General features: G+C 61.2%; 12 protein-coding genes. 6 read left to right on the top strand and 6 right to left on the bottom strand.

What is annotated here, in order from left to right:
- Positions 1-11: 11 nt before the first annotated feature.
- The 5 genes from LCM4576_RS22910 to LCM4576_RS22890 all read left to right on the top strand — a co-directional run bounded on the left by LCM4576_RS22910 (position 12) and on the right by LCM4576_RS22890 (position 7,236).
- Positions 12-2,264 carry a hypothetical protein gene (locus LCM4576_RS22910; protein ID WP_131803283.1) on the top strand — a complete coding sequence of 751 codons (2,253 nt, stop codon included), beginning with the start codon at positions 12-14 and terminating at the stop codon, positions 2,262-2,264.
- Positions 2,261-3,304, top strand: a complete 1,044-nt coding sequence (locus LCM4576_RS22905) for an ATP-binding protein (RefSeq protein WP_071034779.1) — start codon at positions 2,261-2,263, stop codon at positions 3,302-3,304. Before LCM4576_RS22910 ends, LCM4576_RS22905 begins: the two co-directional genes overlap by 4 nt.
- Before the next feature lie 2 nt (positions 3,305-3,306).
- Entirely contained in the window at positions 3,307-5,328 is a 2,022-nt protein-coding gene (locus LCM4576_RS22900; RefSeq protein WP_157901226.1) for a TniQ family protein, read from the top strand.
- A 57-nt stretch (positions 5,329-5,385) separates the two neighbouring features.
- Positions 5,386-6,555 carry a hypothetical protein gene (locus tag LCM4576_RS22895; RefSeq protein ID WP_071034777.1) on the top strand — a complete coding sequence of 390 codons (1,170 nt, stop codon included), beginning with the start codon at positions 5,386-5,388 and terminating at the stop codon, positions 6,553-6,555.
- A gap of 135 nt (positions 6,556-6,690) precedes the next feature.
- On the top strand, positions 6,691-7,236 hold the full coding sequence (locus tag LCM4576_RS22890) for a hypothetical protein (RefSeq protein ID WP_071034776.1): 546 nt from the start codon (positions 6,691-6,693) through the stop codon (positions 7,234-7,236).
- A gap of 124 nt (positions 7,237-7,360) precedes the next feature.
- Here the strand turns inward: LCM4576_RS22890 and LCM4576_RS22885 are convergent, their stop codons facing one another.
- The 4 genes from LCM4576_RS22885 to LCM4576_RS22870 all read right to left on the bottom strand — a co-directional run bounded on the left by LCM4576_RS22885 (position 7,361) and on the right by LCM4576_RS22870 (position 14,990).
- Positions 7,361-8,944, bottom strand: a complete 1,584-nt coding sequence (locus LCM4576_RS22885; RefSeq protein WP_131803282.1) for a hypothetical protein — start codon at positions 8,942-8,944, stop codon at positions 7,361-7,363.
- Between the two features lie 406 nt (positions 8,945-9,350).
- The gene (locus LCM4576_RS22880; RefSeq protein WP_071034774.1) at positions 9,351-11,582 is read right to left on the bottom strand and encodes a DEAD/DEAH box helicase; all 2,232 of its coding nucleotides are present in this window, start codon (positions 11,580-11,582) and stop codon (positions 9,351-9,353) included.
- Entirely contained in the window at positions 11,554-12,873 is a 1,320-nt protein-coding gene (locus LCM4576_RS22875) for an ATP-binding protein (RefSeq protein WP_071034773.1), read from the bottom strand. Before LCM4576_RS22875 ends, LCM4576_RS22880 begins: the two co-directional genes overlap by 29 nt.
- Positions 12,870-14,990, bottom strand: coding sequence for a TerB N-terminal domain-containing protein (locus LCM4576_RS22870; RefSeq protein WP_083361473.1), 2,121 nt, complete (start codon positions 14,988-14,990; stop codon positions 12,870-12,872). Before LCM4576_RS22870 ends, LCM4576_RS22875 begins: the two co-directional genes overlap by 4 nt.
- 540 nt (positions 14,991-15,530) lie before the next feature.
- On the opposite strand from LCM4576_RS22870, the gene LCM4576_RS22865 reads away from it, so the two are divergent.
- Positions 15,531-18,929: a TM0106 family RecB-like putative nuclease gene (locus LCM4576_RS22865; protein WP_071034832.1), complete on the top strand. Its 3,399-nt coding sequence runs from the start codon at positions 15,531-15,533 to the stop codon at positions 18,927-18,929.
- Positions 18,930-19,220: 291 nt separating this feature from the next.
- On the opposite strand, the gene LCM4576_RS22860 is transcribed toward LCM4576_RS22865, so the two are convergent.
- The gene (locus tag LCM4576_RS22860; RefSeq protein WP_131803281.1) at positions 19,221-19,580 is read right to left on the bottom strand and encodes a hypothetical protein; all 360 of its coding nucleotides are present in this window, start codon (positions 19,578-19,580) and stop codon (positions 19,221-19,223) included.
- Between the two features lie 328 nt (positions 19,581-19,908).
- Complete coding sequence (locus LCM4576_RS36365; RefSeq protein WP_131803280.1) at positions 19,909-20,196, bottom strand: type II toxin-antitoxin system Phd/YefM family antitoxin; 288 nt, start codon at positions 20,194-20,196, stop codon at positions 19,909-19,911.
- Between the last annotated feature and the right edge of the window lie 424 nt (positions 20,197-20,620).

Raw genomic sequence — 20,620 nt, 5'->3', positions numbered from 1 at the left:
AGGGGGAAGGCGTGAAAGTATTGAATCCTGCCTCGGCAACAAGAGCCGAGAGAGCCCATCTGTTCGGCCGCCACGATCGGCTGCTCATCGATGGCCAGTCCTTCAGGGTCGAAAGGAAGGTCAAGGACACGCACGTGCTCCAGCCCGTGACAGGCGACCTAATCGCGGAAGACTACTTCGTCGTGAAGTCCGACAAGGAGATCAACGCGTTGATCCGGTCGAAGCGTATCCGGGTCGACGAGGGCTACTTTTCGAAGGCCTTGGCTATCCTGCGCGTGCGGTTCGACGACTCCGACTTGACCGACCTGTCGGAGGAAGAACTCAGGACTCTTGCGTGGAAGAAGGAATGGTGCGTCCGTTTCCTGGACGCCGCCGCGAACCTGCAAGGGCGTTGGCGCCCGCGCCGTATCATTGATGACTTCGCCCGGTTCGTCGAGGAAAACCGCGACCTTATGGATCGGTGGTACCTCGACACGTTCGGAGAACGCAGGCGGCCTGGGCGAAGGATTAAGGGCGAGGTGCGCAAGGCCTTTGACTATCCCAGCCCTTCCGCCCTGAAGAAATGGCTGGCGCGCTTTATCAACGGCAACTGCCGCATGGCGAGCCTGCGTCCGCACTACTCCGAATGCGGCAACCGGAACCAATTGGACCCTCGCGCAGCCGACGTGATCGTGATCGAGGTCAGGAAATACGCCAGCCTGCTGCGGCCTAGAATGGCCGACATCTGCGAGGACGTGGACCTTGCCTTGTACAACATCAACAAGAACCTGCCCGAGCACCAGCAGGTGTATGCGAGCCACAATGCCGTCCGACGCAAGATCCACCTGCTCGATCCGTTCATGGTGGACGCCGGGCGCAAAGGGAGCGACTACGCTTTTCGGAAATACACRCCCGTCGGAAAGGGATTGCAGGTCACGCAGGCTTTGGGACGTGTCGAGATGGACGACTGGGAGGTCGATCTCCACACGCTCGTCGCCAAGTCAAGTTTCTGGAAATCGTTGACGCCGAAACAGCGTAGCCTGGTGCCGCGCATCCGAACGACCCTCACGGCGGGGATCGACTGCGCATCGCGAGCCATCGYCGGCTTCAACCTCGCCTTCGGCCCTCCCTCCACCGCCGCGACGAAGAGCGCCCTCAGGTCGGTCATGATCGACAAGAGCGAGCTCGCCGAGGCTGCGGGAGCAACGGCGTCGTGGCACATGCACGGCCGCCCACTCAACCTGGCCACGGACGGAGGCCCGGTATTTCGCAGCGAATTCGACACGGCCGCCTCGCGACTCAGCGTCCCCCGCGTCGTCCCCGAGCAGGATCCGCGCAAGCGAGGCACGATCGAAGCGTTCTTCAGGATCATCAAGCGGCTCTGCCGCTATTTCGCGGGACGCTCCTTCTCCAACGTCGTCAAACAAGGCGACTATCCGGCGGAAGAGCTTGCCTCGCTGACCGTTGGGGAATTCTACAGGAGCCTGATCAGGTTCATCGTGGACCACTACCACATGCGGCCGCATCGCGGCCTCGAGGGGCGAACTCCCTACGCACAGTGGGAGGAACTTGCCAAACAGGGGCTGCCGCCTGCCCCCTCGGATGAACAGCTGGCCGTCGCCTTCGGGCTGACGCGTAGGCAAAGGTCGATCACCAAGCACGGGATCGAGTCTGTCGGCATCTCGTACAACTCGATGGAACTGGCTGAGCTTCACATGAAGGTCGGTCAGAAGAAGRTAGACGCCATCGTCGAGCCGGAGGATCTCGGCCATGTGTACGTCCTGATCCCCAAGATTGTCCGGGGGCGGATCGAGGGCATCCCTGAGAGCCARCACTTCCTGAGAGTTCCTGCTGTCGATCCCAAATTCAAGGGCAGGACGCTGGCCGATCATCTGCTCGCCAAACGCGCTGTCCGCGAGGTCTTGAAGCAAGAGGAGGCGTTGGGAAGGCCTATCCGCATCAGCGCTCACCGGGATCTCCTGGACCTCTCGAGGGGCGTCATGGACAGGGCGGCGGTCCCGAGCCATGTCGTCACCGAGAAGTCCTTGGATATGCTGGAGAAGCGGATCCGCTTCGCCGCCCAGGCTGCGCTTGGYCCTGACCAGTATGCGACCGAAGATGCGGACGGCGGCCAGCCGGGCGAACTCGTCGCGACGGCGACCAGGCGCCGGGGAAAGCGAGACGACTCGAACCAGAAATCCCGCACATCGCAGGATCGCAACGCCGCGTCGAAACCCAAGCCGTTCGGCGGAAGCTTGAACCTCTATGGTGGAGAAGGAAAATGACGCGGGCCACGAAACACATCGATCCAGAACCGGAATGGAGTGATGCTGCGTCCGACGACGATTTTCTCGACGCAGTTTCCGAACGCATGACCGATGAGGAGAAGCGCGTCAAAGCGGCCCTCGAACTGGCCAAGAGCGTCTATGTCCCGTGCGGACGCGACCAGGGCGCCAGGGAGCTTCTTTCCCGCTTTGTGGCAATGATGCTCGCGAAAAAAAGGGGCCGACGAGACGACKGGCGCGTCTTGTTCGTCACCGGGGAAAGCGGCGCCGGCAAGACCGTACTCGTCGAACGCATGCTCGCAGAGAACGCTACCCTGGCTCCGATCCAGAGATCGTACGGCCTTATCGACCCCGTTGTCACCCATACGTTGATGGGACCCTCGACTCTCAAGTTCCTGGGGCTGAACATCTTGAAGCAGGCCGGATACAAGATCACTCGGAAATTAGAGCAGGGCGAGGTCTGGGACATCCTGCCCGAGCAATTGCACCTGCGGAAGAAGCTGCTCATCCACATCGACGAGACACAGCATCTGCTGAAGCTGACTGAATCGGACAAGGAACGGGAGAAYGTCAGGAAGGCGATCAAGGGAGTGATGAACTACAAGCCGTGGCCGGTGAGCTTTCTCATGTCTGGAATRCCCGGCATCACGGCGCTGGCCGGGCTCGACGAACAGGTCGAGCGACGGTCACGCCATTTGCACCTTCCAGACGTCACGCTTCCTGAGGAGCGTATCCTGATCCTCAACATTGTCACCGCCATGTGCGACGCGGTGGGGCTCGGYCATCGCGCAGTCACCGGGAGTGACCTTCCAGACCGTATCGCCCACGTTGCCAGGTATCGGTACGGGCGCATCGCACAGGTGGTCCTCGCCGGGATCGAGCAGGCTGCCTTGAGGGAGGCATCTACCCTTACGCGCGAACACTTCGCCTATGCATACATCGACCATTCGCAGGCCCGTGGATACGACCACATGAACCCGTTCCTCGTGGACGACTGGCAGAGCCTTGAGCCAGGCCTTTTCTTGATCGAGGACGAGTGATCTTGAGGACGAACGGTTGGATTCTCGAGCCGCTTGGATTCGCTTACCAGCTTGAGGAGCTGGAGCCTGCGGCCGGATTCGCGTCCCGCCTCGCTGCGCTGAATGGCAGATCGCTGAAGGACCTTCTTCGCRACATGAGCATTCGGCAGCGAAATCTGGACCTAGGTCTCGCCTCGGCGGTGCGGGACGTCGCCATCCTTGGCCGGGCGGATCCCGAGCGCCTGCTTCGATACACACCCGTGCGCAAGACTGAGAAGCTGTACGAAGTGGCTGGCGAGTCCTTCTTGCGGCTGGCGGTCAACCGGACCTATTTCCGGTACTGCCCGCGGTGCGCCCTTGAGGACATGGACCGATATGACGGGCCAGCCTCCAGCAGGCCTTGGCTTCGCCTTGAATGGACCATTTCGCATTTCCGCTCCTGTCCGCGACATGACGTTTTCCTCGCGACAACAAACCCCATTCGCACGCCCTTCGCCCCCTTCGATTTCAGCGGCACTATGGAAAGCCTGATCCCTGCCCTGCGGCAGGCCGCCGATCAGGCCGTGGCCACGGCCGCGTCCCCTTTCCAGATTTGGCTTCAGGGCCGATTGCGCGGGCTGCGTTCCCCCGCGAACTGGCTCGACGACCTCCCGCTCCACGTCGCGGCTCCATTCTGCGAAGCGCTGGGCGTGTCGTCGCTTCACCCGCCGAAAGTCCGGGTCGCGCGCTTCTCGACGTCGGACTGGGCGCTGGCTGCCGACGAAGGATTTCAGGTCGCCAGCGCCGGCGAGGACTCCCTGCGCGCGCTCCTCGAAAGGCTCAACGCCGGGCAAGCTTTGACCCGAGGCTTCTGGGGACCACGCGACACGTATGGCTACGCATACGGGCTCCTGCAGAAGACCGTTGACGATCCGGCTTATGGCAAGCTGCGCGACGCCGTGCGCGGGTTCGCGCTCGAGACCATGCCGATCGAGCCGGGCACTGATGTCCTCGGCCAAGCCGCGGGGAAGCGCAGGGTTCACACCGTCCGGACCGCAGCCCGCGATTCCGGAATGCATGCCTTGAGCATCCGACGGCTTTTCACGCGAATGGGCGTCGACGAGGCCGCCGATCATTCCGGGGTGATGGACCATCGGATCCTGGTGAAGTCCGAGGAGATCGGCCGCGTCGTCGCGGATTTGAAGGGCGCGCTCACCGCGCCGGAAGTCGAGCGGTTGCTCGGCGTTCCCCGGCTGCACCTGAAGGAACTGGTCGCCCGCGGACACTTGGTCGGGCTGGYCGGGACAGGCAGCAGGCGGAACGCGAAGCGCCGTTTCTCGAAAGCCGATGTGGAGCGATTGCGGGATCGACTATTCGACGGCGCCGAGGAGGTTTCGGAGCCGACGGAGCGTCAGGTTGACGTCACAGGCGCGCGCCGCGCTTCCACCTGTACCATTGCCGACCTCCTGGACATGATCTTCACGGGAAAGCTCGCCTGGAAAGGACGGCTCGCCGGGAGGAACGACTATATGGCGTTGCTGCTCGACGCCGACGAGGTGACGCGGATCGTGCGCTCGGGCGGAGCACGCACCAATCTCACCAAGGCAGAGGCCGAGGCGTTCCTCCMCGGTACACATGAGCGTGTCGTGAACAGGTTGATCGAGGCAGGTCACCTCACGCTCGTTGAGGAATTCAGCCCCGACGCAAGGCGGATGATTCCGGTCGTCTCACAGGAAAGCGCGGAGGCATTCAAGTCGCGCTTCGTCTCGCTGGGCGAACTTTGCCAGAAGACCAACATGCACCACAAAAAGGTCCGTGCCCTTCTCCGGCTGGCCGGAATCATGCCGATCCTGGTTCCGGAGACTATCGGTGCCTTCTTCTACGAGAGAAAGGACGTTGAGCGGTTCGAGGCCAGCACCCCAGACGCCTGGGCCTACGACAAGGCATCAGTTCAGAAGTTGACTAGAAAACTGGGGAAGACCAACAAACCAATCCCCAAAAAAGCGAAACCCCTGGCGGGCACAAGGCCTGGCACAGGGGCTCTGAAGCTCACCACAAGCGCATAACCGTTTTCACGGACATGGGCGACGAGGGCCTGCTAATGAAAGCAACTTGGAGTGAAAATGGCTGAAAGTCAATATCCTTATGAATACGAACCTGACGTTCGTGATCGCCTGACTGAAGCGCTAACGGAGGTGCGCCTCGGAAAATACCTGTCGGCGGCCGGCTTCCGTTTCGATTTCGCGATGGACATTTATCTCTGGAATGCCCGCGTCGCGAAGTCGCTGCAGTTTCCCCTGCACGTTATGGAAGTGACCCTGAGAAATGCAATCTGCCAGCATTTCAATCTTTGCGGCGCTCCCGATAACTGGGCTTTCCATCCGCCATTTGTTGATTCCCTTTCGAGACGAGACACCGAAATCGGAAGTGCTTTGAACAAAAGCAAGTGGCGGCTGCTCAAGGATCGGATGAGTGAGGCTGAGTTCGATAGGCAGGTCCGCGGCGCCGGCCTTGCGTTCCTGCCGTCTTTCGGACTGATACGCACAAACGATGTCGTTGCTAACCTGTCGTTGGATTTTTGGGTCGCTAGCATGGGCGGCGCGTTCGAGAACGACTGGCACCCAACCCTTAGACGGGTGTTCCCGAAAGTTCCCGGCAACATTTTCAGAAGAGACGTGCTGCGAAGCCTTGTCGAGGTAAAGGCCCTTCGCAATCGAATCGCGCACCATGAGCCGATCTTTCATCTGCCGCKCCTGGTGGACACCTACCGCAATGCGGTCGACGTCGTCGGCTTCCGGTGCCGCTCGACATCGGAGTGGGTCCGCCACCACTCGACCTTTCTTAGTGTCTGGCACTCGAGACCCCAACCATCGAGGCACGCTGGCCTACCAATCCTGAACTACGCACACCAACCGAATGTCGTGAAGGACATAGATATGACCGTGGCCGACCTTGTGTCCACGATGAAAGGCAAGAGGCGGGATTTCGTTGCCGTCCAGTCCGCGGGGAACATTTCCCTTATCGTGGGCGACGACATGGCAAGATGGTTGGCGAAGGCCGCGGGCCTGGGTCTTGCCGATCTGAGCGAGACGCTGGGCACATTCTTAACTAAAAACTCGCTCGTGAGCCGCGTCGCTATCCTCGACGAGAGCGCAAGCGTCGGCCAAGCCCGTGCACTGTTTTCTTCCAAAGATGCGCCAACCGAGGAGAAGCCAACCGCTATCATTGTCACCTCGGACGGCACCGCGACCGGACTTCCGAAGGGAGTGGTGTTCAAACCGGACCTTTGGTAGCCGCGCTTCAAGCGCTTAGCGCAAGTCTGAGTGATCCGCTTTGGCGCACGCGGCTAAATGAGCCCGGAGAAACTCGTTCGATTGACGCTTGCATGGCCAATTCCGATTCTTCCTCGAAGAATCTGGAGGCCGAACATGCGCATGCGGAACAGTTCGGACGACTTTGACAACACCGATCCAATGGCGCCGTACGAGCGCCAGGGAACGCGATAYACCCCAAACTTCATCGTCCACTTCCACCGCAACGAGTACTACGATCCGGCGCTGCCGCCTTTCTGGGAGCTGACGGTCTCAAACTCTCGGCATTCGTACCGGGTCATAGTCGGCGTCCCAGCCGACCARCTCGACCTCACAATAAAGAAACTGCCGGAGCCATCAGCCGAAAGGCACGGCGTCGACTTCATGCAGRCCTACAAGGAGGTGTACCTCCCCGACGACATAAGGCGGCTTACGGGCGAGAGCTTAAWGGGGTTCCTCATCTACAAGGTGAAGTTCGCGCCACCGGGATCGCCATTCAAAGAGGGACGGTATTACAACGATGCCGACCTTACTCGCCCAATCACCCAAACCGAGGCGGACATCGCCGCTAACAACAGGCGCAAGGAAGCTCTGTTGAGAAGGCTTGAAGCGGAGAGAGCCGCCCGGCGAATGCGCGATCATCGTGCGAAGATATCTATGTGAAGGGCCGCCCAACGCTCGCTCGGCAAGCTTTGGAAACGTGAACCGGCCTCAGCCTCTCGGTTCGAATAGTCTTGTCGCGATCGACAACGCCGTCCCATGTTCGCGTACGCATTGGCCACTGTCGTCATCRGCGCCTAAGAGAACCCGGCAACAGGGCGACGCAGGCAGCCAGCGTAGCATCATCCACGCAATACTCTTCCGGCTTTGTGCCGCTCAAGCCTTTGTGGGGCTGCCGCATCCAAAGGTCGGCGTAGTCGTCCCTCTTGAAGTCGGCGCGGGCGGTCTTGCGAAGCTTCGCCAACGAATCCGCCTTAAGGTTTTCGCGCTCGATTTCAATCCGTTCGGCTTCCCGCCAGCGGTCGAGCGCATCGACGGCTTTCCAGAAGTCAGCCTCGGATCGGCGCGCCATCACCCTAGGCGACACTCCGTGAAGATCGTCTCGGAAGAGATCCATCCATCTTCCGGCCRCCTCCGCGCCCATCGCGGCCGTCGCTGGCCTGAGCAACCTCGACTCCCTGTCGTCAGCCTCTCGTTTTGCCGTTTCGGCCGCTTCCTGTTCCCTGCGATCTTCGGATTCGCGCCGGGACTTCTCCCTGTCGGCAACCTCGTGGAGCACCGGCAGCCCCAGCGTCATGCCGTCTGGTACGTGAGGCGGATACGACGACATGCCCTTGCTCAGGGTGGAGAGTCTCTCCACCAGCAGATCGAAGCTCTCCTCAGTTTCGGAGGCGACAGTGGCGGCCGGGACTGTTCCGTCGCCAATGTCCGAGTCGAGCCAAGCGAGGAAATCGAAATTTGCCTTGTGGGCCTTCCTGACGCGCACCAGGATTCGGTCGACGAGCTGATTCAATTCCTCTGTCCGCCGAGCCGGACGTTCCCTTGTCTCGATCGCGGAGCGTATCATCGTGCGGAGCAACCGCCCGCCGTGGAGCCTGCGACCTGGACCCGACACCATAAGCATGCCGGCCTTCTTCATCTTCTCAATGAATTCCGCCAATGCCTCCCAAGGGGTCACGATATCACCGGCCACGCGACGCAGTCCGTCAGYGACCTCGTCGCTCACGAATGCGAAAGGAGGCGTGACCCAGCCTTCTTTCTTGATGCCCGTATAGGCTTCCTTGACGGTGAAGCCGTTCCCCGCGACCAGGCCGAACTGCAGGAGGACAAAGGACTTCCACTCCTGTTCCCTCACCGCGAATCCGATCGCCCGTCGCCCCGGGGAAACGGCGTCCGCCAAGCCACGCAGGGCTGCGGCCTCCTCCCAACGGCCCACCGTGCCGGCCGAACCCTGCATCGACGGTAGCTTTGCAAACAGCTCTCGCGCCTTTCCATCGATGGCGGTAAGTCTCTCGCGCTCAAGTTCCGCCAGTCGGTTCCTGGCAGCTGGAATCTTTGGATTGTGAAGCCAGCGGCGTGGCGCTTCAGTCAGGATTGCATTGGCGAGCTCCGCCAGCGGGCAATCCCGGTAACGGGAAAGGTCGATCTCAATCRCTCCCACGTCCAAGCGCCTTAGCTTCTCCAGCTTCTCCGAGCCACAACCGTGCGTAACCTTGAACTCGACATAGAGAATACGGTCTCCCTTCCGGCAAACCACGTCAGGGACAATGTCACCTTCCCGCTTTTCAAGCACGGCGTCGTCGAATTCGAATTCCTGTTCTTTCACTACGACAACTGAATGCCGTCCATCGCTCTCCTTCAGCTCCTCCAATCGCAACTTGAGTGCCCGTTGAAGTGTCTGCTTGGCGAACTTGTGGAGCGCAGTCTCGCCTGCGGAGCCACAGGTCGCCCTATCCGCTTCGGCCRCATGCTGGAAATGYCGCCTATGCGGTCCCTTGTGCGCGACCACGCGCCTGCCGCAACCAGAGCAACCGCATCGGCATGCAAGACCTGATTCAACATCATTGATATGGACTGGCAAACCTGTGTCGATGAGATCCGCGACAAGTCGCTTGCCGTCCGCTGTGCAAGACAACAATTCGGCCAGGGTGATCGTAGTCTCGCGCCGAGCACCCACAATTTCCTCACTGTTACCTCGCTCGATCCCGGACATGACCACACTTCCAACAGCGATTGGTAGGAATCGGTTCTGGACGTTCTTTCTGGAGCGGCCGAGTTCAGCCGTGCTGATCCAACAGTCCCCTCGCGATCATTCCAATCTCGTTGCCTATGTTCCCTCGCGCTTTCGCCCACAGCCGTCTCAGCAGACGCTCAGGGACCATTCCGTCAAACCTCGCCGTCTCGAGGTTCTCGACGAACTCCGAAATGGACTGAATATCCGGTGGGCGTTCAGCTACCTGGCGAAGGACCGCCTCGGCTTCTCCAGGCGTAGTCTCCAGAATTGTCACCCCCACTTCGTGTGCCGCGCATTCAAGACCTGCCGAAACCATCGTGAAGGCGAGAACGGCATTGGCTTCGGTGCCTCTCCAGGTCAAAACGTGCGCATCCTTGCCTGCCGGCAGGAATCTGGTTCGCCGCAGTCCGAGCTCCAGATATGCCTCCCTTCCCTGGCGCAGAAAGTCGGCGGCGGCCGCATCGAGATAAGCGGGAATGTCRCCGCCTTCCAGGACCGCTCGCATCTCGGCCGAGAGCCTGTCGTGGACAGGTTCGCTCATCACGTTGTCGAACTGAGGAATCTTTCCGGATCGATGCCGCTCGACCTCGAGCACCTTGCTGCGGTCGTCCACCGATGCGATGCGCCAGCGCTGCCCCGCGAACGCGATCACCACTCCGATGGCGACCGGGTTCGAGATCGGGATGGCGCCAAGCGTTCGCCCGCCGCAGACGATCCGCCACTCCTCGTCTGTCGAGAACACGGCGTAAAAGTCGCGGCCAGCCGTAAGCCGCTCCCCGATTTCACCGAGCATGACGGTACCATCAGGCGCCTGCTCCAGCAGCCGATTGTCCGCCGAAGCCATGCCGCGCAGCAGATCGACATAGTCGCYCTTTCCCAAAACGGAAAGCGGACCGCCCGAGCATATCGTCTCGAAAAGGCGATCAGCGCGCAGCCCGCCCTCCTGTGCGATCACAGCGAGCGTCTGGTGAAGYGCAACCGTCGCAACGGCGTCGACGACGGAAGGTGGCTCGACGAACTTCGCGACGAGCAGGCGCACGGCGGCAACTGCACGTACCGTCTCCAGCCTCAGATGATCGAGTGGGTCGGAATCCTGTCCGAGATTTCGTTCCCGCACGTACATGCGAAGGATTGCAGGAACGCCGCGCCGCCGGCCGCTGCGTCCCAGACGTTGCCGAAGCGACGCGAGGGATCGCGGCGCCCCGACCTGGGCCACGGACTTGATCGATCCGATATCGATGCCGAGTTCCAGCGTCGTCGTCGCGACCGCCGTCGTGGGCAGGTTGGACTGCTTCAGCCTGTCTTCGAGCTCCTCGCGCAATTCCTTCGAGAGGCTGCCATGATGGGGAAAGAACTCGTTCGGAACACCGCCATTCTCGGATCGCGTCCGCAATCTGTCCGCCAGGGCTTCCACGCGCCTACGCGACCCGGCGAATACAAGGTTGTTCGCTCCGCGAAGCGTCGCGAACATATGGTCGGCGATGAAGTCGAGCGCGACTGGCTTCTCCTCCGCCTCCAGCCCGTCGATCTCTTCGGCGTCCTCGCCATCCGCGTACGCCCGCACCTGGAGCCTTAGCTCAGGAGCGTCGGCCGAGGACTCCACGATCGAAACGGACGATGGCGATGCCGGGTTCAGCCAGCCGGCGGCAACGGACAGGTCGCCTATCGTGGCCGACAGCCCGATCCTCCTTGCTGGTTCCACGGACAAGGCATCGAGCCGCCGCAGCAAGGTCGCCAGGTGGAGGCCGCGCGGCCCGCTCAGAAAGGCATGCAGTTCATCGATGACGATGAAGTCCAACGTGCCCAGCATCCTCCTCGCATCGCCAGGACGACGCAGGAGCATCGCCTCAATGGATTCCGGAGTTATCAGGACCACGCCGCGCGGATCGCGTCTCGTCCGCTGCTTGGCACCTTGCGGCGCATCCCCATGCCATCGGACGACATCGATCTCCATTCGCTCGCAGAGGTCGTCCAGGCGCCGGAACTGGTCGTTGATCAACGCCTTGAGCGGGCTCACGTAGAGCACCGACACTCCCGGCTCCATCCGCGCCGCCACTTTCGTCAGGATTGGCAAGAAGGCGGCTTCCGTTTTCCCAGCCGCCGTGGCGGCCGCGATCAGGACGTCRTTCCCGCCGCCCAGGATCGCGGCGATCGCCTTGTCCTGCACATCGCGAAGTTCCTCCCACTTACGCTCCCAGATCCAGCGCCGGATCGTTTCATGAAGCCTGTCGAATCCGGAGGGCGCTTCAGAGCCTGACGGTGGCAAGATCCTCATCCCCACCCGCGGTTTCGCCCTCGCTCTCGTCCGCCGAAGAGCTTTCGGCATCCGGCGCGATATCGACGCGGCCCACCAGGCTCGCCCATTCGGTTCCAGGATTCTGCTCAAGGATTGCCAGAAACTGCACGAACGCCTTTATCGTGTTCCGCGGCGTCCTGAAGTAGGCGTCGCCGACGTGCTTGTTGCAATGCTCCATGAACGCTGGAAGGGCTTCGTCCGGAACGAGGTTCTTGGCCGGGTCGCCGGACGCAAACACCRCTCGGATATTTGAAAGAAGGATCAGAAGGTCCTCGGGCGTGAGGCTTTTGAGGCGCAGCACCGGACCGGAAAGATCGACCAGGCCGTTCGTCGCAAACGCATTCTCGGAAAGGCGGGACTGCAGGGCGGAGTAGCTGTAAAGGCCCCGGCGGGTGTCCATGAGGAACTCCGGCGTGCCGCCGAACGCGAAACCGAAGCCGCCGAAGTTGCCCTGAAGCACGTCGTTGAGCATGCRCAGGACCTGCTCGAAATTCTGGTTGCGAGCCTGGGCGCTCTGAAGCTTGTACAGGTTCACCATTTCGTCGAAGACGACGAACAGTCCGGCGTATCCTGCAAGCTTCACGAACGCTGCCAGCAGCTTGAGGGAATCATAGACGTTGTCGTCATCGATGATGTTGCGGACGCCAAGCGCCTGGCGCGCCTCTGTCTTCGTGGAGTACTCTCCTCGCAGCCACCGGAGGGCCGAGGCCTTGAGGACCTCGTCGCCCTCCTCGCCTCCTTTCCAGTAGGCCTTCAGCACCGTCGCGTAGTCATAGCCGCCGACGTGTTCCTGCAGGTGCGCGAGACGCTGGTCGATGATGCGCTCGACAGGTACACTCGCTTGTCCCGCCTCCTGGATGCAGTCCGTCACGAAGCRCTCGACCACGCTCGCCAGGGCGCCGCCGTCGGGCCGCRTGCGCGTCGCCATGTTCCGGGCGGCTTCGGCATAGAGTCCCCTCGCCTGGCCTGCCGTCGCATGAATCCTGCGGTCGGGCGCGAGATCGGCGTGGATCGTGACGCATTTGCGCTCGAGCGCGACCAAGCGCACAAGGTTTAGGAAGAACGTCTTGCCTGCCCCGTATTCGCCGATCACGAAACGGATCGCCGCGCCACCGTCGCAGATGCGGTCAATATCCCGGACCAACGCTCCCACCTCGGCCGCACGGCCGACCTGCACATGACGAAGTCCCGTCTTGGGAACCACTCCGGCGGCGAGCGCCTGCAGAATGGCGTCGCGGTCGCGCGTCTTGATAGTCGTCGAAGCCGTCATGCTTCCACCCTCACCTGTTGCAGTTTGTCCCTGAGATGCTCGGCGACCGAAACGCGTTCGTCGCCATCGACTAATGGTTCGTCGAACCTGTCGAAGCCCCATTCGTTTATCGTTTCGATGGCTCCGTCAGGCAACAGCCGAAGCTTCCGTGCCTCGTCTTCGAACGCCTGCCGGTCAAGTCCGCCGCTCTCGGCCAGAAGGCTCAGTAACGTGGCATGAGCGCCATCSAGACCGGCGAACTTCCCTTCCGAAGCTACAGGTTCCCTGACCTGAGGCGGAGAGGCTGTCGGCTCCTCTTCGATGAAGATGCCCGCGAGAAGCTCGGACACGGCCGAGGTCTCCGATTTGATCCGCTCCAGGCGACCATGATCTATCCTGACACCGCCCGAGGGGGATGCAGGAGGCTGCGCGGGGATCGGAACGCCGGTTGCCCGCGTCTCCGGAGCGACGGCGACGGGCTCGTCCAACGCGACCGACCCGCGATGGAGGGCGGAATACAGATCGTCCACCGGGTAGCCGAGCGCCTTGTACAGCCGCTCGAGGAACTTGACCTCGTCAGGAGCCGCGTGGCCATCCGCCAGGACTGCCGACAAGGCCGCCCGGACAACGCTGGCGCGGGCATCCGCACCGATGTTGCCCAGTTTCTTGATGGCGGATTGCTGCGCCGCCGGGTCCCTGAGAAGCGTGCTGGCGTAGGCCATCAGCCTGCCGCGCTCGACGCCGCTCACGCCGGGAAACGAACGGATGTCCGCCTTGATCGATTCGAATTCGCTGGGCTCGACCTTTCCGTCGGAAACGGCCGCCAGCGCCGCCACCTCTACCATCGCCCTGGCGGCAGCATAGGCGGAGGCCTCGCCGTCCACGGGAGCCCCTTCCTTCGCCTTGAACAGCAGAATGTAGCCGTCGGCTTCCAGGCCGCGCGAGCCGTACCTGCGGTCCGGCTCGAAGCCGACATCCAGCTTGTCCATCAAGGCGCCGATCTGGTTGCACAGGCCGGCGCCGAGCTTTCCCTTGGGCGGGATTTCCATTCCCAGGGCTTGCGCCAGTCGCGCCACCTTGACCCCGGCGATCCTGTGATCGCCAAAAAGACCGTCAACGCGCTTGAGCGCCGCGGCTCCGGTCCCAGAGCCGGACGTCAGGATCTCCTTGGGCAACAGGAAAGCCGCCTCGACGGTATCCCTGGCCTCAGGTTTCTTCCCAAGAAGACGGCTGTAGGCGGCTAGTTCGTCGCTGCACGCGTTGAGAAGGTCTCTCAGTCCATCGATTGGCGCGGAAAGGGCAGCGACGTCGGGAAGCGGTCCGAGCTCGCTATCCGACAGGTCCACCCTGYCCCCGAAGCCTCCGCTCGCCGCCCGGTATTCGACTTTGATCTTGGTCCTCGGCGAATTGACCTTCAGCCCGTCCGGATAGCGCGACGCGAACCGCACGTGCCAGAGTTCGGCGAGTTCCTCGAAGCATCTGGATGCGGGCGTGCGGAGCTGCGTGTCCGGAAGGGACAATACCCACAGAAGCGCGTCGGTGCTGTCGAAAGGAAGCTTGGRGCCCAGCTTTCGTCCGAGATGCAGCCTTACGGACAGCGGCATCTCGTAGCCGCTCCTCAGATCCGGCGAGAGTGCCGGGCGGGAGATGTCCGGGTTCGCCATCAAATCCGCCACGTCCAGGAACTTCGACGCGTAGCCCTTAAAGGAGTAGTTCTCGCCATGGAGCGTGAGAAGGCGCCGGACCTCCGCTGCCATCGCCGACGCCTCGTTCCTCGCCTCGTCGATGAAGAGACGACGTTCGAGGCCATAGAAGAATATGAAAATGTAGCCTATGCCGATCGAAGGATCGTTCCTGCCCCCTGCAAGCCATTCGAGATAGGTCCGGCGCGCCCCCGGGGAGATCGAATGATATGATGGCCAATAAGGCAACGTCTTGCCTTCAGGGTCACCTCTTATGGAGCCGACCTGACAAGTTGGATCAACCAGGCAGTTTTCTGCACCGGGTTTTCCGGCGAAGGATCCGCCGAGATAGAACATGCCGGAGTTGATTGAGACTCCGGCCACCCGAACGCCTTCTCCAGAAGCTATCCATTTCGCCGGAAGCTTGGGCTGACGGCCGCTATCGCCTGCGAGCATGCTAGCCGTGACCGGGCGCCGTTCCCACTGGTTGCTTCCATCGGTGAAACGCCTGTCGGGGTGAGATCGAGGGTCCTGCCAAGGCTGCTTCGGGGGGTCAGCGCGATCGTTCTTCGAAGCAAGCCTTTCCGCAGYAGGTTGGCGCAACCTCTGTGGTGTCGCCTCCGCGAGATTTTGCTTGCTTCCCCGATAGATCAGCCACGCAACCAACGCCGCGCCGATCAGGAACCAGCCMATAGTCGTCCCCCCGGACCCTCAGGATTTTACGTCGATATCATGGCATGGTCTGAGGGTATCGGACAATCTTCGAATGAAGATTGCTGACGACGGCAAACAACTTCGATGACGAAGAGCACCTTCCTTGGTCATCACCRCCAAAGAGAGCCGGACAATAGGGCTGCGTGGCGGCCACGCGAGTACCACGCATCCCATTATCTTGCGGCTTCCGTGCGCCGTTACGTGGCGAAAGTTTCTCCCGCTAGGGTTTATTAACGACAGGGAATGGAAATAGGCTCCGCGGCAGCAATGGGGGAAACGGTTATGCAGCTGGTTGCGGGCGAACTTAGGCTTAGCGCGAGTGACTTGGTAGGCCATCTGAGTTGCCATCATCTAAGCGTCCTTGACCGGGCCGTTGCGGAGGGACAGCTCGCCAAGCCCTCCCATTGGGACCCGCAGCTCGAGGTTCTGCGGGAGCGCGGCGCCGTCCACGAACGGAACTTCGTGCAGCATTTGATCGACAGCGGATTGGAAGCAGCACGGATCGACGGGATCGACGTTTCTGACGCAGCCGTTGCGGCGACCCTCCGGTCGATGGCAGCGGGCACCGAGGTCATCGTCCAGGGAGCGTTGCGCCATGGCCGTTGGGGCGGTCGGGCCGACATCCTGCGGCGTGTGGAGAAGCCAAGCAACCTTGGCTCCTGGTCGTACGAGGTGCTCGACACCAAACTCGCGCGGGAAACCAAAGCGGGAACGGTGCTCCAGCTCTGCCTCTATTCGGACCTGCTGGATCGCGCGCAAGGTCTTGCGCCGGATCATATGCATGTAGTCGCGCCTTGGTCTGACTTCATGCCGCAGACGTTCCGCTTCGCCGACTATGCAGCCTACTATCGGCAGGCGAAGYGTCGCTTCGAGCAGTCGCTGGAGCAAGAGAATGCTCCGACCACCTATCCCGACCCGACCGCGCACTGCGACATTTGCCGCTGGTATGACGCGTGCGATCACAAGAGGCGAGAGGACGACCATCCCTCCCTGATCGCCAGCGTCACGAAAGTCCAGATCAACGAGTTCGCRCAACACGGCGCCGCGACGATGGCCGGCATCGCTGCGCTCCCCCTTCCCCTTTCCTGGCGTCCCGAACGTGGGTCGCTTGGCTCGTACCGTCGCGTTCGGGAACAGGCGCGCGTACAGGTGGAGGYGCGGGAAACCGGAGAGCGCAAATTCGAAATGCTTGAGATCGAACCGGGGTTCGGACTGGCGCGCCTCCCTGAACCGTCGGCCGGCGACATCTTCCTAGACTTCGAAGGTGATCCATTCATAGGAGAGCACGGTCTCGAATATCTCTTCGGATACCTGTCCAGCGACGATCATGGCGAAAACGCTTATCGCGGCGAGTGGGCTTTGAGCCGCGCTGAAGAACGGCAGGCTTTCGAGCGGTTCGTCGATTTCGTCATGGAGCGCTGGGAGATGCATCCGGACCTGCACATCTACCATTACGCGCCATATGAGCCAGCGGCCCTCAAGCGCTTGATGGGGAGGTACGGCACGCGAGAAGACGAAATTGACCGGATGCTACGCGCGGAGCTCTTCGTCGACCTCTATTCGGTGGTTCGCCATGCCATTCGCGCCAGCGTCGAGAGCTACTCCATCAAGCGTCTTGAACCTTTCTATGGCTTCGCAAGGCAAGTGCCGCTCCCGGAGGCGAACAGCGCGCTCACGAATTTTCAGGCCAATCTCGAGCTCGGCGATGCCACGTCCATCAGCGAGGAAACCCGTGTGGCCGTGCGCGGTTACAACGAGGATGACTGCCTCTCGACGGCTGCCCTCCGCTCATGGCTGGAGGATCGGCGGGCCGATTTCATCGCCGCCGGCGTGGATATCCCACGGCCCGCACGCGGGGATGACGGCGCCCCGAACGAGAACGTCGCCGCCTGGCTTGYGCGCATCGCTCCCGTTATCGAGCATCTTCTGCAAGGGATCCCTGACGATCCTRCCGATCGCTCGGAAGAGCAGCAGGCGCGTTGGCTGCTTGCCAACTTGCTGGATTGGCATCGGCGGGAAGCCAAAGCGACCTGGTGGGAGCTCTTTCGCCTTGCGGCCGTATCAGCCGAAGAGCTCCTCGACGAACKGGCGGGGCTGTCGGGGCTTGTGTTCGTCGGGGAAGCCGGCGGAACGGCTCGGGCGCCCATCCATCGCTACAGCTACCCAAAGCAGGAGACTTCCCTCCGCGGCGGCGAAGATCTTCGCAATTGCGGAGGCGAGAAGCTCGGATCAGTCTCGGCAATTTCGCTCGAGGAGCGGACCGTCGATATAAAGAAGCGCCAGGATAGCGCGGGCCTACACCCCGAAGCAGTTTTTGCCCACAAGGTCGTCGGCGCTGAGGTCATTGCGAAAGCGCTCCTCCGCATAAGCGAGTACGTCGTGGCAAACGGGATCGAAGGTCCTGGCCCATACCGGGCCGCGCGGGATCTTCTGTTGAGGCGACCGCCTCCCATCGGCGGCCATTCCATCAGGGAAGCCGGCGAGAGCACTCTAGCTGCCGCGCTGCGCCTGGCCGAGCATCTCGGCGAAGGCGTGCTGCCCGTCCAGGGACCTCCAGGTGCAGGGAAGACTTTCACGGCGGCGCAGATGATCTGCGCACTCGTCCGCCAGGGCAAGACGGTCGGGATCACCGCGAACAGCCACAAGGTCATCCGGAATCTCCTCGACAAGGTGATCGAGGAGGCGGACGGACTCGGGGTCGATCTCCAGTGCTGTCAAAAGGCTGACGATGACGAAGAAGAACAGCATCGGTTGACATTCGCCCRCCGGAGCGAAGACCTCATCGCTGCGATCGGCCAGAACGTACATGTCGGAGGAGGAACGGCCTGGCTCTGGTCACTGCCGGACGCATATGAAGCGGTCGACGTGCTCTTCGTCGACGAGGCCGCGCAGATGGCGCTTCCAAATGTGCTCGCCATCTCCCAGGCAGCGAAGACAGTTGTGCTCGTGGGCGATCCCCAGCAGCTCGACCAGCCAATCCAAGGCAGCCACCCTGATGGCTGCGACGTGTCCGCTCTCCATCACATCCTAGACGGCGCCCAAACCATTCCGGCGGATCGCGGCCTGTTCCTCGACGAAACGTGGCGGCTACACCCCGACATCTGCAGGTTCACCTCCGAGCTCTTTTACGCGGGGGAACTCCATCCTCGCCAAGGACTGGAGCGCCAGTTCATCGGCGGCGACACGCGTGTGTCAGGAGCCGGCCTCCGGTGGTTGCCAGTCGAGCACGACGGCAACCAGAGCAATTCGCCGGAAGAGGCCGAGGCCATCGCGGGTCTGGTGAACGAAGTCATCGCGGCGCGCGTCACCTGGACGGATCGCGACGGAAATCTCCGTCCTTTGACGCTGGACGACATTCTCATCATTGCGCCGTTCAACGCGCAGGTTTTCGAAATCCAGAAGCGCCTGCCCGGGGCGAGGGTCGGGACCGTTGACAAATTCCAGGGGCAGGAAGCGCCGATCGCCATCTATTCCACAGCAACCTCGAGCCCCGCCGATGCACCGCGCGGCATGGAATTCCTTTACAGCCTCAACCGCTTGAATGTGGCGACATCCCGGGCGAAATGCGTATGCGTCCTGGTTTCGTCGCCAATGCTTTTCCAAGCCGAGTGCCGGACGCCACGCCAAATACAGCTTGCAAATGCCTTATGCCGCTATCTGGAGCTCGCGAGGCCAATTTAACCTCGGCCGCGAAACAACCGAGGAGACAAGGCTGAGCATTTCGCTTGGGCTATCCGGCCGAATCTCGTACGGGAAAATTGAAGTAATGAATGTGGGTAGCACTGAAAATGAAGAACGACTCTTCGGAAAATCCGAAAATAGTCCCAGTCACAGATGAAGATGTACCGAGCGACTGCAAACTTTTTGCGATAGTTGTTGGCACGAAACGAATTGGATATATAGTATTTGGCCCCGATGGAGAAAAGTATGTGACGGGCGACCTTGGAGACGCTCTCGAATTCGCCTGGAGGGTCACACGCCTAAAAGGTTCTGGTCTCGGCCCTTGAGGCATGCTTGCAGGTAGCGCTCGGCATTGRCCAATGCACCAGGGTCGATTGCGTGCAATGTCGCGAACTTAATAGTTACAGGATGGCTTAGTTTGAGGAGGCTGCCAACACCATACTGCTCCTCGACTTTCTGCCCAGCTTCAAGGACTGCTCTCAGCCGGGCGAGTTCTGCTTGCACGGCTGGGTTCGATGATCTGGAAAGTCTCCGGTAGCCACCGAACATACCTGCAAGGGACGACATGTCGCCCATCGCTTCAGCAAGCTGCATTGACGAAAGGAAATCCCCTTCGGATATCTCGACAACGGCAGTGGCATTTCCAGCCATCGGTCTTCCCCCTTCTCGTCCTATGATGACAGGGTCCGGCGCCTGGTTGCTGACGTCAACCGATGCCTGAAGGTCTCTGCGGCATGTCCCGTCCCACATGTCCACCACGTTGAGCGACAAACCGTTCGACGCTACCCGCAGTGAGGCCAGGAAAGCCGGGAAAACATTTCCCAGCCAAGCGGAATCCTTCCCGTGCGAACATCAATCCCCAGCCTGGCAACTGACGGGCCGCTAACAGGTATGCAATGCAGACAAGCGGCCATCCCAAATATTCATAGGCGATCACATATCCGACAGGCGGATTTTCAGGAATTCTCATTCCAGGGGCCTAAAGTTTTGGGCCTGAGAACTCGGTTTCTAAATCAGGGATGTCATCCAAGTTATAGGATTCGCCTGCTGCCATTTCCGATCCAAGGATCAAATCTACCTCGGTGGCCGACAGCTCCGAGGCGGGAAGAGCTTGACGAAACGATGCCCACATAGCCTTGAATAGCGGGCCTGATACGAGGAACGTGGACGTTCTGCCGTATTTTGTAATCTGGACAGGCGCTTGAAGCGCGCGGTCATTCCACTCTCCAAAGTTCTTTTGAATTTCCGAGGCTGGAACTGAAACCATAATTCATCTCCTTTATCCGTATGTTACGTAACATAAGGAAATTGTCGAGATTGGAAGCAATTAACCATCGCTCATAAGAGACGATCGACTCCTGCCTGGCTTCCGGGTATGAGCCCGATCATGTTCAGGACGGCCCACATACAGCTTTGATTTCGTCGGTGGCCCAGTGGCTGCCGCGGACGCTGTACGCATGCAACCTGGAGCCTGAACATGACCGCCATCCCATTCCCCGTCGCCTTTATCGCCGTGCAGCCTGCTGCGGCGGTCATGCACGTCCCGGTCCCGTCCGGAGGTTCGGAAATACGCGGCTCAGTCGCCGTCCGAACAAGGGAGGGACTGAGCGGTGGCGAAGTCCAGACAACAACCCAAAGGGCAGCATTTCCTGCTGTCGCCGGAATGCCGGACGCTCACCGTCATGGACCTC

The sequence above is a fragment of the Mesorhizobium sp. LCM 4576 genome, assembly GCF_001854815.1.
GTDB lineage: Bacteria > Pseudomonadota > Alphaproteobacteria > Rhizobiales > Rhizobiaceae > Mesorhizobium > Mesorhizobium plurifarium.
The sequence above is the reverse complement of the archived record's forward strand: the minus strand, read 5'-3'. Positions and strand labels throughout refer to the sequence as shown.

Excerpts from the sequence above, each read along its gene's own strand:
- LCM4576_RS36365 (WP_131803280.1), bottom strand. The coding sequence starts at position 20,196 with ATGGTTTCAGTTCCAGCCTCGGAAATTCAAAAGAACTTTGGAGAGTGG.